This is a genomic window from Streptomyces sp. NPDC034103 (genome assembly GCF_055575395.1).
In genome coordinates this window covers 36,182-49,567 of the sequence record NZ_JBVISS010000012.1, presented here as the reverse complement: position 1 = coordinate 49,567, position 13,386 = coordinate 36,182, and the positions used below count along the sequence as shown (strand labels likewise).

General features: G+C 72.0%; 16 protein-coding genes. 6 read left to right on the top strand and 10 right to left on the bottom strand.

Annotation, left to right across the window (positions count from 1 at the left end):
• Window position 1: 1 nt before the first annotated feature.
• The 3 genes from ACZ56U_RS26510 (at window position 2) to ACZ56U_RS26500 (ending at window position 1,761) form a co-directional block, all read left to right on the top strand.
• Window positions 2-601, top strand: a complete 600-nt coding sequence (locus ACZ56U_RS26510; protein WP_469086473.1) for a TetR/AcrR family transcriptional regulator — start codon at window positions 2-4, stop codon at window positions 599-601.
• Window positions 602-644: 43 nt separating this feature from the next.
• Window positions 645-1,157 carry a DinB family protein gene (locus ACZ56U_RS26505; protein WP_469086472.1) on the top strand — a complete coding sequence of 171 codons (513 nt, stop codon included), beginning with the start codon at window positions 645-647 and terminating at the stop codon, window positions 1,155-1,157.
• Window positions 1,158-1,308: 151 nt separating this feature from the next.
• Window positions 1,309-1,761 carry a hypothetical protein gene (locus ACZ56U_RS26500; protein WP_469086471.1) on the top strand — a complete coding sequence of 151 codons (453 nt, stop codon included), beginning with the start codon at window positions 1,309-1,311 and terminating at the stop codon, window positions 1,759-1,761.
• 50 nt (window positions 1,762-1,811) lie between these two features.
• Here ACZ56U_RS26500 and ACZ56U_RS26495 read toward each other — a convergent pair whose 3' ends face one another.
• The 7 genes from ACZ56U_RS26495 to ACZ56U_RS26465 form a co-directional block, all read right to left on the bottom strand.
• Window positions 1,812-2,333 (bottom strand): hypothetical protein, encoded by a 522-nt coding sequence (locus tag ACZ56U_RS26495; protein ID WP_469086470.1) that lies wholly within the window; start codon window positions 2,331-2,333, stop codon window positions 1,812-1,814.
• Window positions 2,334-2,444: 111 nt separating this feature from the next.
• The gene (gene ung / locus ACZ56U_RS26490; RefSeq protein WP_469086469.1) at window positions 2,445-3,128 is read right to left on the bottom strand and encodes a uracil-DNA glycosylase; all 684 of its coding nucleotides are present in this window, start codon (window positions 3,126-3,128) and stop codon (window positions 2,445-2,447) included.
• 120 nt (window positions 3,129-3,248) lie between these two features.
• Complete coding sequence (locus ACZ56U_RS26485; RefSeq protein ID WP_469086468.1) at window positions 3,249-4,799, bottom strand: ABC transporter substrate-binding protein; 1,551 nt, start codon at window positions 4,797-4,799, stop codon at window positions 3,249-3,251.
• Window positions 4,800-5,022: 223 nt separating this feature from the next.
• The gene (locus tag ACZ56U_RS26480) at window positions 5,023-5,784 is read right to left on the bottom strand and encodes an SDR family oxidoreductase (protein ID WP_391237062.1); all 762 of its coding nucleotides are present in this window, start codon (window positions 5,782-5,784) and stop codon (window positions 5,023-5,025) included.
• Between the two features lie 11 nt (window positions 5,785-5,795).
• On the bottom strand, window positions 5,796-6,557 hold the full coding sequence (fabG, locus tag ACZ56U_RS26475) for a 3-oxoacyl-ACP reductase FabG (RefSeq protein WP_469086467.1): 762 nt from the start codon (window positions 6,555-6,557) through the stop codon (window positions 5,796-5,798).
• Window positions 6,558-6,685: 128 nt separating this feature from the next.
• The gene (locus ACZ56U_RS26470) at window positions 6,686-7,135 is read right to left on the bottom strand and encodes a DUF3037 domain-containing protein (protein WP_469086466.1); all 450 of its coding nucleotides are present in this window, start codon (window positions 7,133-7,135) and stop codon (window positions 6,686-6,688) included.
• Window positions 7,132-7,887, bottom strand: coding sequence for a HipA family kinase (locus ACZ56U_RS26465; RefSeq protein WP_469086465.1), 756 nt, complete (start codon window positions 7,885-7,887; stop codon window positions 7,132-7,134). Before ACZ56U_RS26465 ends, ACZ56U_RS26470 begins: the two co-directional genes overlap by 4 nt.
• Before the next feature lie 93 nt (window positions 7,888-7,980).
• Here ACZ56U_RS26465 and ACZ56U_RS26460 point away from each other — a divergent pair, with 93 nt between their 5' ends.
• Entirely contained in the window at window positions 7,981-8,400 is a 420-nt protein-coding gene (locus ACZ56U_RS26460) for a Rieske (2Fe-2S) protein (RefSeq protein ID WP_469086464.1), read from the top strand.
• Here the strand turns inward: ACZ56U_RS26460 and ACZ56U_RS26455 are convergent.
• Window positions 8,387-9,052 carry a cysteine hydrolase family protein gene (locus ACZ56U_RS26455; protein ID WP_469086738.1) on the bottom strand — a complete coding sequence of 222 codons (666 nt, stop codon included), beginning with the start codon at window positions 9,050-9,052 and terminating at the stop codon, window positions 8,387-8,389. The genes ACZ56U_RS26460 and ACZ56U_RS26455 overlap by 14 nt on opposite strands.
• A gap of 140 nt (window positions 9,053-9,192) precedes the next feature.
• Between ACZ56U_RS26455 and ACZ56U_RS26450 the strand changes: the two genes are divergently transcribed.
• On the top strand, window positions 9,193-9,663 hold the full coding sequence (locus ACZ56U_RS26450) for a pyridoxamine 5'-phosphate oxidase family protein (protein WP_469086463.1): 471 nt from the start codon (window positions 9,193-9,195) through the stop codon (window positions 9,661-9,663).
• Window positions 9,664-9,873: 210 nt separating this feature from the next.
• On the opposite strand, the gene ACZ56U_RS26445 is transcribed toward ACZ56U_RS26450, so the two are convergent.
• On the bottom strand, window positions 9,874-10,776 hold the full coding sequence (locus ACZ56U_RS26445; protein ID WP_469086462.1) for a LysR family transcriptional regulator: 903 nt from the start codon (window positions 10,774-10,776) through the stop codon (window positions 9,874-9,876).
• A 121-nt stretch (window positions 10,777-10,897) separates the two neighbouring features.
• Between ACZ56U_RS26445 and ACZ56U_RS26440 the strand changes: the two genes are divergently transcribed.
• The gene (locus ACZ56U_RS26440; protein WP_469086461.1) at window positions 10,898-12,007 is read left to right on the top strand and encodes a DMT family transporter; all 1,110 of its coding nucleotides are present in this window, start codon (window positions 10,898-10,900) and stop codon (window positions 12,005-12,007) included.
• A 10-nt stretch (window positions 12,008-12,017) separates the two neighbouring features.
• Here the strand turns inward: ACZ56U_RS26440 and ACZ56U_RS26435 are convergent, their stop codons facing one another.
• Entirely contained in the window at window positions 12,018-13,349 is a 1,332-nt protein-coding gene (locus ACZ56U_RS26435; protein WP_469086460.1) for an aminotransferase class I/II-fold pyridoxal phosphate-dependent enzyme, read from the bottom strand.
• Window positions 13,350-13,386: the final 37 nt, after the last annotated feature.

Genomic DNA, 13,386 nt, shown 5'->3' with positions numbered 1-13,386 from the left:
CATGTCCGCACGCACCGCACCCTCCGCACCCGCCGCTCGCGCCGACCTCGTCGCCGACACCGCCCTCGCCCTGCTCGCCGAGCGCGGGATGCGCGGTCTCACGCACCGGGCGGTCGACGAGGCGGCGGAGCTGCCGCAGGGGTCCACCTCGAATCTCGCGCGCACCCGGCAGGCGCTGCTGGAGCTGGCGGTGCGCCGGCTCGCGGACCGTGAGGCGAAGGTGCTGGGGCTGCACGAGATGCCCGACCCGGGGGCCAGCCTGGACGTCATGGCGGACGCGCTCGCCCTGGCGACGCACCGTGCCCTGACCCGCCACCGCGACCTCACCCTCGCCCGCTACGAACTGGCCCTGGAGGCCACCCGCCGCCCCGAGCTGCGGGCCTACTTCGACGCGACGGGCGCCCGCTTCCGCGACCAGCTCTCGGTCCTCCTCACCACGATGGGCTCGACCGCCCCGGACCGGCATGTGCTGTCGCTGGTGGCCTGGGCGGACGGGCTGATGTTCTCCTGCGTCGCCGGCTCGTTCGGCAACCGGGTGCCGGGCCTCGATGAGGTGCGGGCGGGGCTGCGGGAACTGCTCGACGGGATGCTGCGCCCGTGAAAACGCCTGGCGGGCACCCGGCCGGCCGGGACACGATGCGCGCATGACCACACAGCGCACCGAACCGCCCGCGACCGCCGACGAACGCACCATGCTGGAGGGTTGGCTGGACTACCACCGGCAGACCCTGGCCTGGAAGTGCGAGGGCCTGAGCGACGACCAGCTGCGCACCGCCGCCGTGGAACCGTCCGAGCTGTCCCTGATGGGGCTGGTACGGCATCTGGCGGAGTGCGAGCGGAGCTGGTTCCGCAAGGTGCTGGCCGACGACGACCAGGGGCCGATCTACTACAGCGACGAGGACCCGGACGGCGAGTTCCATCTCACCGAGGCGGACACCTGGGCGGAGGCGTACGCCACCTGGCAGGCGGAGATCGACGTGGCGCGGGCCAACGCGGCCCGCTTCGGCCTGGACGAGCTGTCCGCGGGCAAGCACCGGCGCACCGGGGAACGCTTCAACCTCCGGTGGATCTACACCCACATGATCGAGGAGTACGCCCGCCACAACGGCCACGCCGACCTGATCCGCGAGCGCCTCGACGGCGCGAAGGGCGACTGACGTCAGCCTCACGGCGGGGCCGCCCTCCGTACGGGGCCGGAGATCACCCGTGCGGGGCAACCTCCGCTTGTCCGCTGTCCCAAACCCGGCGCGACCCAGCAGAGTTGCGCGGGTGCATCGAACGACGACAACGGCAACGCTCCTGGTCACCGTGGCTGTCTCGGCCCTCTCCGGCTGTGTGACGGTCCAGCACCCCTCCGTCGCGCCGGGGCAGCCGGTGGCGCCGACCCAGCCGTCGGCGCCGCGAGCCGACGGCCGGGCGGAGCCCCAGGTGGTGCAGGCACCGGCCCAGGAGGCCCTGCAACTCATCGAGTCGTCCCAGAAGCCGAGACGCGGCGCGCCCGCACCGACGCAGGCGCCCCCCGCCGCCGCGGCGCCCGCGCCGGAGCAGCGGGCGCCCCGCTCCCAGCCGCACCCCCGGCCGGACCGCCCCCAGGACCGGCGCCCGGAGGTCCCCCGGCCGGAGCGACCGCGCGTGGAGCTTCCGGACGTGGCCGAGCAGATGCCGAAGAACCCCGACGTCTGCAAGCTCGGCAAGCAGTACGGGGCGTGGCGCAAGGGCAGCCCGGAGGCGGTCATCTGCGAGCGGACGTACGGGCGTTAGGGGGCTCTTCACCCGGTCCTTGATGCGCCCCCGTCACCGGACCCCGCCTCTCAGGGCCGCTGGCGCGGTGGCCCCCACCCTCCGGCGTCGGAGGGGCCGCCTTCGCCGAGCCGTAGCTCCAGTCGGCTGATCGCGGCCCGCACCCCGTCGCCGTAGCTGTCCTCCCCGAGCGACTCGGCCGCGCCGCGCGCCCGGCGCAGATGGGTGCGGGCGGCGTCGGAGCGGCCGAGCTTCACGTAGTCGGCGGCCAGGTTCAGATGCAGCGAGGGGTACAGCGCGCGCACCGCGAGCGCTCCCTCGTGCTCGGCGAGGCGGTCGTCCGTGAGTTCCTCGGCCGCCGTCAACGCCCTGAGGTCCCAGGCGAGTTCGTCAAAGGGGTCGTCATGGGTGTCGGCCATGTAGTGGGCGAGGGTGCAGCGGTGCAGCGGGTCGCCGTCCTCGCCGATCTCCGCCCACAGGTCCAGGAAACGATGCCGGGCCTCCTCGCGGTCCCCCGCGTGATGCAGCATGACGACCTGCCCGATCCGCGTCATCACGGCATCCGGCGCCGTCTGCTCCTGTCGCTCCGCCACCGCGTCCTCCGGGCCACTCGTCGGTCGATACCACCCGACGCTAACGGCCACCCCTGACAATCCCGGTCAGGCGGCACCGGGCCGGTCCGAGGGGGACCGGCCCGGCGGTGGTCAGCCGAGGTTCGGGATCGTCCAGTCGATGGCCTCGTGGCCCTGCCGGGCGACCGCCTCGTTGATCTGCGTGAACGGGCGGGAGCCGAAGAACTTCTTCGCCGACAGCGGCGAGGGGTGCGCCCCCTTGACCACGACATGCCGCGTCTCGTCGATCAGGGGGAGCTTCTTCTGCGCGTAGTTGCCCCACAGCACGAAGACCGCCGGGTCGGGCCGGTCGGCGACCGCGCGGATGACCGCGTCGGTGAACTTCTCCCACCCCTTGCCCTTGTGCGAGTTCGCCTCGCCGGACCGGACGGTGAGCACCGCGTTGAGCAGCAGGACGCCCTGCTGGGCCCACGGCATCAGATAGCCGTTGTCGGGCACCTCCAGGCCCAGCTCCTCCTTCATCTCCTTGTAGATGTTCCGCAGGGAGGGCGGGGTTTTCACGCCGGGGCGCACCGAGAAGCACAGCCCGTGGCCCTGGCCCTCGCCGTGGTACGGGTCCTGGCCGAGGATGAGGACCTTCACCCGGTCGTACGGCGTCGCGTCCAGCGCGGCGAAGACCTCCTCGCGCGGCGGAAAGACGGGACCCTTCGCCCGCTCCTCCTCGACGAACTCGGTCAGCTCCTTGAAATAGGGCTGCTGGAGCTCGTCGCCCAGGACCCCGCGCCAGGACTCGGGCAGCATGGCGATGTCGGTCACGTCAACTTCCTTACGGTGTGCGGTGACCGCCGCGCGGTCACGTCAGGTCTCGGAAACCTTCAGGCCTCAGAACCTACAGGCGACCACTGACAGCGGCCCCCGCACCCGGGAAAGTCCGTCCTACCAGCTGGTCTTGCGGTACAGCTCGCCCATCAGCATGATCGTCGACGGGTCCAGCGCGCGCTCGCCGCCGGCGATGTCGTCGCTCGCGGCCACGTACTGGCGGCCCTGCCACAGCGGCAGCAGCCGGGCGTCGTCGACGAGGATCTGCTGGGCCTCCTCGAACTCCGTCTCGACGCTGCTGCGGTCGCTCTCGCTGCGGGAGCGCGGCAGCAGGTCCGCGGTGATCTTGGTGGCGGGGTAGGGCGTGCCGAGCGCGTTCCGGTTGCCGACGAACGGGGCGATGAAGTTGTCGGCGTCGGGGAAGTCGGGGAACCAGCCACGGCCGAACACCGGGTACTCGCCGTTCTGGTAGCCCGTCACGTACGTCTTCCAGGGGCGGCTCTTCAGGGTGATCCTGAACAGGCCGGAGCCCTCCAGCTGCCGCTTGAGCTCCTCGAACTCGGCCTTGGTGGCGGAGCCGTAGCGGTCGGTGGTGTACCAGAACGTGAGCGGGACGGTCTGGGTGATGCCCGCCTCGGTGAGGATCTTCTTCGCCTTGACGGCGCTGGGGTTGCCGAAGTCGTCGAAGAAGCCGGTGGTGTGGCCGGTCAGCCCCTTGGGGACCATCGAGTACAGCGGTTCGACGGTGTCCTTGTAGACCTTGTGCGCGATGGCCCCGCGGTCGACGACCTGGGCGATGGCCCGGCGGACCGCGGGGTTGCCGGCCCAGGTGTTCTTCGGGTTGAACACCAGGTAGTTGATCTCGGTGCCGGAGCCCTCGATGAGCTGGAGCTCGTCGTCGGACTGCTGCCGGTCCAGCTCGACGATGTCCTCGGCGCCGAGACCGCGGAAGGCGACGTCGAGCGAGCCGTCGCGCAGGCCCTCGACCATCGGCGCGGAGTCCTTGAAGTAGCGGATGGTCACCGCGTCGTTCTTGCGCTCGGCGGACCCGTCGTAGGTGTCGTTCTTGACGAGTTCGGCCTGGGAGTCGCTGTACGACCGGAGGGTGTACGGACCGGAGCCGACGACACCGTCGTCCTTGCGCAGCGATCCGGCCGGGTAGTCGCCGGGGTCGACGATCGACATGGCGGGCGTGGCGAGCACGAACGGGAAGGTGGCGTCGGGCTTGTTGAGGTGGAAGACGATCTCGCGGTCGCCCAGCACCTGGACCCGGTCGAGGCTGCCCAGCAGACCGGCGGGGCCGCCGTTGACGTTGATCTTGCCGATGCGGTCGATGGAGTACTTGACGGCCCGCGCGTCGAGCGGGTCGCCGTCGGAGAACTTCAGGCCCTTGCGCAGTTCGCAGCGGTAGGCGGTGTTCGACGAGTCGGTGAACGCGCAGCTCTCGGCGGCGTCCGGCTGGGGCGTGGTGGCGCCGTAGGGGTAGCTGAGCAGCGTCTGGTAGATGTTCCGGAACAGCTCCCAGGAGCTGTCCCAGGACGCGGCGGGGTCCAGGGTGCTCGGGGCGCTGGTCGTCCCGACGACGATCGGGCCGCCCTCGTCCGACGAGTCCGACGACAGGACGCCACACCCGGCCACCAGCGACGATATGGATGCGAAGGCCGCCATCCGCCGAAGGCCTCTGTTCCGGTTGAACACGCGCACGCTCCTCGAGCTGCCATACCAAAGGTTGGCAGACCATACCGCAGCTTCACGCGGCCTGAACCGGGCCCTGCCGTCGGGTTCCCGGCCCCCCTCCGTGTGACGACGTTGTCAACGGCCTGTGCGGGTTCTGAGCATGGACACGGGCGCCACTGATGTCAGTGGCGCCCGTGTTTCCACGCGGCGGGTGTCAGCCGACGCCGGCGTTGAGGAAGATGCCGCCGTCGACGACGAGCGTCTGACCGGTGATCCAGTCGGACTGCGCGGAGGTGAGGAACGCGGCGGCGCCGCCGATGTCGGACGGCACGCCGAGCCGGCCCAGCGGGTAGGACGCGGCGGCCTCGGCCTCCCGGCCCTCGTACAGGGCCTGCGCGAACTTGGTCTTCACGACCGCCGGGGCGATCGCGTTGACCCGCACCTTGGGCGCGAACTCGTGGGCGAGCTGCGCGGTCAGGTTGATCATGGCGGCCTTGCTGACGCCGTACGCGGCGATGAAGGGCGAGGGCGCGACGCCCGCGACGGAGGCGATGTTGACGATCGCGCCGCCGTTGTCCTTCTGCCAGGCGTGCCAGGTCTTCTGGGCGAAGCCGAGCGCCGAGATCACGTTGGTCTCGAACACCTTGCGGGCGACGTTCAGGTCGAGGTCGGCGATCGGGCCGAACACCGGGTTGGTACCGGCGTTGTTGACCAGGTAGTCGACGCGGCCGAAGGCCTCCATGGCGCGCTCGACGACGACGGCCTGGTGGGCCTCGTCGTGGGCCTTGCCGGGGACACCGATGACACGGTCGGCGCCGAGCTGCTCGACGGCCTCCTTCAGGGCGTCCTCGCCCCGGCCGGTGATGACGACACGGTCGCCGCGGGCGACGAGTGCCTCGGCGATGCCGTAGCCGATGCCGCGGCTGGCGCCCGTGACGAGGGCGACCTTGCCGGAGAGCTCAGGAAGTTCAGTCATGTCCGTGATCCCTAGTCGAGCGGTCCGCCGGCCACGTACAGCACCTGGCCGGAGACGAAGCCGGCGGCCTCGTTCGTGAAGAAGGCGATCGCGTTGGCGATGTCGTCGGGCTCGCCGACGCGGGCCACGGGGATCTGGGTGGCGGCGGCGGCCTTGAACTCCTCGAAGCCCATGCCGACGCGGGCGGCGGTGGCGGCGGTCATGTCGGTGGCGATGAAGCCGGGAGCGACGGCGTTGGCGGTGATGCCGAACTTGCCGAGCTCGATGGCGAGGGTCTTGGTGAAGCCCTGGAGGCCGGCCTTGGCGGCGGAGTAGTTGGCCTGGCCGCGGTTGCCGAGCGCCGAGGAGGAGGACAGGTTGACCACGCGGCCGAAGCCGGCGTCGACCATGTGCTTCTGGACGGCCTTCGTCATCAGGAAGGAGCCGCGCAGGTGCACGCCCAGGACGGTGTCCCAGTCCGAGACGCTCATCTTGAACAGCAGGTTGTCGCGGAGCACACCCGCGTTGTTGACGAGGATCGTCGGGGCGCCGAGCTCGGTGACGACACGAGCGACGGCCGCCTCGACCTGGGCCTCGTCGGAGACGTCCGCGCCGACCGCGATCGCCTTGCCGCCGGCCGCGGTGATCTTCTCCACGGTGTCCTTGCAGGCGGCCTCGTCGAGGTCGATCACGGCGACCGCGCGGCCCTCGGCGGCCAGTCGTACGGCGGTGGCGGCACCGATGCCGCGCGCGGCGCCCGTGACGATGGCTACCCGCTGCTCAGTGATGGACATTGCTCGTTCTCCTCGCCCTTGAAGAATGTGCGGCCCGATCGGTGAGCGACCGCTTAGTACCTTCGGCAGACGTGACGCTAGAAGGCCTGGCACCCGGTGTCAACGCCGCGCGGCCGGGGTGTGATCCATTACCTGACCAGGAGGTCGAGGAGCCGCTCCGTCTCGGCCGCCGGATCGGAGGTGAGCCCGGTGTGCACGGGTCCCGGCTGGACGACCGTCGAGCGGGGCGCGACCAGCCAGCGGAACCGCCGCCCCGCGTCGTCCGCGCCGGCCTGCCCCGCGGCGTCGCCGCCCGCGCAGACGCGCTCCACCGCGCTCAGTGCGGCCCGCACCCCGGCCACGTCCGCCGTCGGGTCCAGCGCCAGCAGCCGGGCCTCGTCGAGGTGGGTGCGGGCGCCGACGTAGGCCTTGGCCCGGCAGTAGACGAGCACACCGGCGTTGACGCACTCGCCGCGTTCGATGCGCGGGACCAGGCGCAGCAGGGCGTACTCGAAGACGTCCCGGCCGCCGCCCTCGCCCCCCTTGATGATGTGCCGCTCGACCACACTGCCGGCCATGTGGATGTGGCGCTCGCTCACTTGATCCCCTGGATGCGCTCGTGGATGAGGGTGGCGCGGGCCAGCAGGGGCCGCGCATAGGCGTGTCGCAGCTCGTCCGGGGTGTCGAAGCCGGGTTCGTCGGCCAGCCAGACGTCCGGGATCTCGGCGGTGACCTCGGCGAGGAGGTCCGCGGTGACGAGGGGGGCCAACTCCGCGGCGGCCGCCCGGACATCCGGCCGGAAGCCGGCGAGGGCGTGGTCCGAGGCGTCGTAGGGGCGGGCGGCGGAGGCCTCGGCGCCGGGCCAGTTGTGGTGCCAGATCATGGTGGCGCCGTGGTCGATGAGCCACAACTCGCCCTGCCACATCAGCAGGTTGGGGTTGCGCCAGGACCGGTCGACGTTGTTGACCAGCGCGTCGAACCAGACGATCCGCCCGGCGTCCTCGGCGCTCACCGTGAAGGCGAGGGGGTCGAAGCCGAGCGCGCCGGAGAGGAAGTCCATGCCGAGGTTGGTGCCGCCGCTGCCGCGCAGCAGGTCCTGCACCTGCTGCTCGGGTTCGCCGAGGCCGAGCACGGGGTCGAGGTCGAGCGTGACCAGCCCGGGCACCCGCAGGCCGAGCCGGCGGGCGAGCTCGCCGACGACCACCTCGGCGACCAGTGTCTTGCGGCCCTGACCGGCGCCGGTGAACTTGATGACGTACGTCCCGAGGTCGTCGGCCTCGACGAGTCCCGGCAGCGAGCCGCCCTCACGCAGGGGCGTGATGTAGCGGGTCGCGATGGCTTCCTTGAGCATCGCCCCAGGTTACCGACGCGTGAATGAACAACCGGCACGCCGGGTCCGTACCCCTGGGCAGTTCACGAGACATCCGTGGAAGGGGACGTGACCATGGCCGGCGAGACGCTTCATCCCACCTCGACACCGAGCCGCCGCACCGTCGTGGCGGCGGTGGGGGCGGCGGGGCTAGCCCTCTCACTGAACGCGTGCGGGTCGGACGACGAGTCCTCCTCGGCCTCCTCGGGGACCGAGCTGGGGAAGACCTCGGACATCCCCGAGGGCGGCGGCAAGATCTTCAAGGACGCGGGCGTGGTGGTCACCCAGCCCACCGCGGGCGAGTTCAAGGCCTTCTCGTCCAAGTGCACCCACCAGGGGTGCGCGGTGACGGGGATCAGCGACGGGGTCATCACCTGCCCCTGCCACAAGAGCGAGTTCTCGGTGACCGACGGCAGCGTGAAGAAGGGGCCCGCGACCCAGCCGCTGCCCGAGGAGAAGATCACCGTGAGCGGGGAGTCGATCACGCTGGCGTGAACTCGGGGGCGCCCGGGCCGCGTCGCCGGGCGAGACAGTCCAGGACGTCCGCCGTGCTCGCCATCGTGGCGACCAGCGCGAGGGTGTTGCGGATCATCGCGGAGGTGTAGTCGGAGGGCACCCCCGCGATGGCGTCCGTGGGCACCACGACGCGGTAACCGCGGTTGACCGCGTCGAACACGGCGTTGGGGACTGCCACGTTGGCGGAGACACCGGTGACGACGAGCGTGCGGCAGCCCAGGTTGCGCAGCAGCGGGTCGACGTCGGTGCCCTGGATCGGTGACAGCCCGTGCAGTCGCCGTACGACCAGGTCCTCCTCCCGGACCTCGATGGGCGCCGCGACCCGGACCGCGCCGGTGCCCGACAGCTGCTGGACGGGGAGCCGTTCGGCGGCGCGGAACAGCCGGGCGTTGCGGTTGGCGCCGCGGCCGTCGGGACGGCGCTCGGCGATCGCGTGGATCACCTGGACGCCGCTCTCGTGAGCGGCTGCCACGAGTCGGGCGACGTGGGCGAGGGCGCCCGACCGGCGCGCCTCCTCGGCGAGTTGGGGCAGCGCGCTGTCCGTGCCGACGACGCCCTGCTGGCACTCGACGGTCAGGAGCACGGTGGAGCGCGGATCGAGGAGCTCGCGGAGCTGTTCGTTCGACGGCACGGTCGCCCCCAGGTCGCCGGTGGTGGGGCGGGCGAGCGTAGCCACCATTGCGTGGGGAAGGAAGACGCCGCATCCTTTTCTGACGTGATGTCAGAGGATCTCTCCTCTGGCACGACGTGGGAGAAGGAAGAGGGGGCCGTATGACCGCCACTCAGCAGCGCCGGGGCCGGAAGATCATGATGACGCCGGGCGAGCTGGACGAGTTCCTGACCAGCCAGCGCACCTGCCGGGTCGCCACCGTGTCCGCGGGCGGCGCGCCGCACGTCAGCACGCTCTGGTTCGCCTGGGACGGCACCTCGCTGTGGCTGTACTCGGTGGTGAAGAGCAAGCGCTGGACCGACCTGCGCCGCGATCCCCGGGTCGCGATCGTGGTCGACACCGGCGAGGAGTACGACGAACTGCGGGGCGTCGAGCTGTCCGGGGCCGTGGAGTTCGTGGGCGAGGCGCCGCGGGTCGGCGACCTCTACGCCGAACTCGACGTCCCGGAGACGCTGTTCGCACGCAAGAACTTCGGGCTCGACGAGATGCCGCACGACGGGCGGCACGCGTGGATGCGGCTGACGCCGGAGAAGGTCGTGTCGTGGGACTTCCGGAAGCTGGCCGCGCTGTAGGGGGTTGCGTCGGGGCGGGTGCCAGTGAGTCGCGGCGGAGCCGGGGCGCCCCGGGTCCGGGCGGCGGGCTTGGCAGGTCCCGCCGACGGGCGCCGCAGGTCCGGGCGGTGAGGTCAGCCGAGGGTCCGGGCGGTGAGGTCAGCCGCAGGTCCGAGCCGCAGGCGCCGCAGGTCCGGGCGGTGAGGCCTGCCGAGGGTCCGGGCAGCGAGGTCAGCCAAGGGTCCTCGCCGCCGTCCGCAGCGCCTCGACCGCTGCCCTGATCGACGGGCGGCGGTCGGCGTCCGCGCGCCAGACCACGTACACATGCCGGCGGACGCGCTGCTTGAGCGGGACGGTCACGACCCCTTCGGGTACCGGGTGGCGCCCCAGCAGCGGGGCGATACAGACACCCAACCCGGCGGCGACGAGCCCTAGTTGGGTGTGGGTCTCGGCGGCGCGGTGGCCGACGATGGGCTCGATGCCCTTGGAGCGCAGGGTGAACATCAGCCACTCGTGACAGAACTCGCCCTCGCCCCAGGTGATCCACTCGTCCTCGGCGAACTCCGCGAGATCCACCTCCTCGCGGTCGGCGAGCCGGTGCCCGGCGGGCAGGGCCACGTCAGCCGGGTCGTCCAGGACGGACGCCTTGACCAGGCCGTCCGGGAGCGGCATCGGCTTGTTGTACCAGTCGAGCACCACCGCGAGGTCGAGGTCGCCGCGGATCACGCCCGCGATGGCGTGCTCCGGTTCCAGCTCGCACGAGCGGACCCGCAGCGCGGGGTGGTCCGACCTGAGGGCGGCGAGCGCCACGGGGAACAGTCCGCGCGCGGCGGTCGGGAACGCCGAGAGCCGCAACTCGCCTACCACCTGGCCGCGTTGGGCCTCCAGATCGGACTGGGCGAGTGCGACCTGGGACAGGATGCGGGCCGCGTGCTCGGCGAGCAGCCGGCCGGCGTCCGTGAGCCGCACCCCCCGCCCGTTCTTGGCGAGGAGCTGCTGGCCGACCTCACGCTCCAGCTTGGACATCTGCTGCGAGACGGCGGACGTCGTGATGTGCAGCCCCTCGGCGGCGCCGCTCACCGAGCCGTGCCGGGCGAGGGCGTCGAGGGTGCGCAGGCGCTCAAGGTTCAACATGTAAGTGATGCTACGAGATATCGGATCGAAAATCTCGCTTGTGCTACGAGATCACCCCCCGCCAGAGTGGACCTCACGACGTCGCCAGACGGCATCTCACGACCTCGCCGGAGTTGACCGCATGACCACCACCCCAGCGCCCCGACCCGTCGCCCTCGACTGGCGTCTGCGCTTCGCCGCCCTCGCGCTGATCTGGGGTTTCAGCTTCCTGCTCATCAAGGTGGGCACCGAGGGCTACGCACCCTTCCAGGTCGCCCTGGGCCGGCTGGCGTTCGGGACGGCGGTCCTCGCGTCGGCGATGGCGGTCCGACGGGAGCGGCTGCCGCGCGGGGCACGCACCTGGGGGCACCTGGCGGTCGCCGCGTTCCTCCTGAACGCGCTCCCCTTCTCCCTCTTCGCCTACGCGGAACTGACCATCCCGTCCACGCTCGCGGGCATCTGCAACGCGACCTCGCCGCTGTGGGGCATGGCGCTGTCGCTGGTCGCGCTGTCGGAGGACCGGCCGACGCGGCTGAGGGTGGCCGGTCTCGGCGTCGGCTTCCTCGGGGTGCTCACGGTCCTCGGCGCCTGGCAGGGCTTCGACGGTCTGGACGCCCGGGGCACCGCGTTGGCTCTGCTGGCCTCGCTGAGCTACCCGGTCGGTTGGATCTACGTCCGCCGCACGCTTGCCGGGTCCGGGCTGTCCCACCTCTCCCTGACGGGTGGGCAGTTGCTGCTTGGGACGGCACAACTGGCGTTGGTCACCCCGCTGTTCACCGACATTCCCACCCACCTTGCCGCGACCCCGCTGCTGGCGATCGCGGCCCTGGGCGCCCTGGGCACCGGCCTCGCGGTCCTGCTCCAGTACGGCCTGGTCGCCGAAGTCGGCCCGACGACCGCCCAGTTGGTCACCTACTTCATCCCGGTCATCGCGACGGTCGCGGGCGTCGCCCTCCTCGGCGAGACGCTCACCTGGTCGACTCCGGTCGGTGCGGTGATCGTGCTGGCGGGGGCGGCGCTGACACAGGCGAAGCCCCGGCCGAGGGGCCCGCGATCACACCCGGTCACAGGCACGCGGGCCACGCGACGACCCTCCGCCCCACGTCGGCCGAACGGCGAGCACCCCGCCCGGCCCGAGTCGAACACCGACCTCCCGGCCCCACCTCAGCCGACCCCCGGCCTCCCCGCCCGCTTGGGGGCGCCCCCTCTGGGGGAGTGCGCGCCGGACGCCGCGCGGCAGGCGGGACGGTGACCTCGGAGCCTCAGACAACCCCCCGCCCCGGCCCCGCCCCCACCGCCGCGGCGACCGCCTCCGCCAGCGGCCCCGCCTCCTCCTGCGTAAGCGTCGAGACGGTGACCCGGATGCCGGGCGCCGCCCCCATCCGGAAACGGGCACCCGGCGCCACCGCCCAACCGGCGTGCAGCAGCCGGGCCACGGCACCGGTCTCGTCCGGTACCGGGATCCACACGTTCATGCCACTGCGGCCGTGCGCGGCGATGCCCCGCTCCGCGAGCGCGGCGATCAGCGAGTCCCGGCGGGCCCCGTAGGCCCCGGCCACCGCCCTCGGGTCGACCGCGCCGTCGGCCCACAACGCGGCCAGGGCTCGCTGACTGATCCGGCTGACCCAGCCAGGCCCGAGCCGATGCCGCCCGCGCACCCGGTCGACGGTGACCGCGTCCCCGGTGAACACGGCGAGCCGCAGGTCGGGGCCGTAGGCCTTGGCCGCTGAGCGGACGAAGGCCCAGTTGCGGGTGGTGCCGGCCAGGGGGTGCAGCGGGAGGTCGACGATGCCGTGGCCATGGTCGTCCTCGATGAGCAGCACGTCCGGGTGCCCCTTCAGCACGGCCCGCAGCGCACGCGCGCGTGCCGCGCTCACCGCGGCGCCGGTCGGGTTCTGCGCCCGGTCGGTGACGATGAGCGCACGCGCCCCCGCCGCCAGCACCCGGCGTACGTCGTCCGGGAGCGGCCCCTCGTCATCGACCCCGACAGGCACCGTGCGCAGCCCGACCGCCGGGACGAGGTCGAGCAGGCTCCCCCAGCCGGGGTCCTCCACAGCGACGGTGTCGCCCGGCTTGAGGTGGGCCGCGAGGACGCGTTCGATCACGTCGAGCGAGCCGCACGCGACCTCCACGGGCCCGTCCGGCACCCCGTCGGCGTCCAGCCCGGCCCGCGTCAGGCGCGCCAGCTCCGGCTCGACCGCGTCGTCCCCGTACAGGACCGGCTCCCGGTCGTTGCGCTCGGCGGCCGCCGCGAAGACCCCCGCCAGGGGCGGCAGCAGCCTCGGGTCCGGATTGCCGTTCGCCACGTCCCGCACGCCCGCCGGCACGTCCACCCGGATGGACTCGCGTCCGGTCGTGGCCGGCTTGGCCCGCACCCGGCTGCCGCGGCGCCCCGCGGTCTCGATCACCCCGCGCTCCCGCAGGGTTCGGTACGCGGCCGCGACCGTATTGGGATTGACGCCCAGCTCGACGGCCAACTCCCGCATCGGAGGCAGTAGTTGCCCCGGCTCCAGGTCACCGGCACCGACCGCGCGCTCGACGCTCGCCGCAATCTCTGCTGCGCGCCGCCCTTCGATCTTGTATCCTCCTAGCACAAAGCAAACTATGCACTAGTGCAATACAGACGGCAAC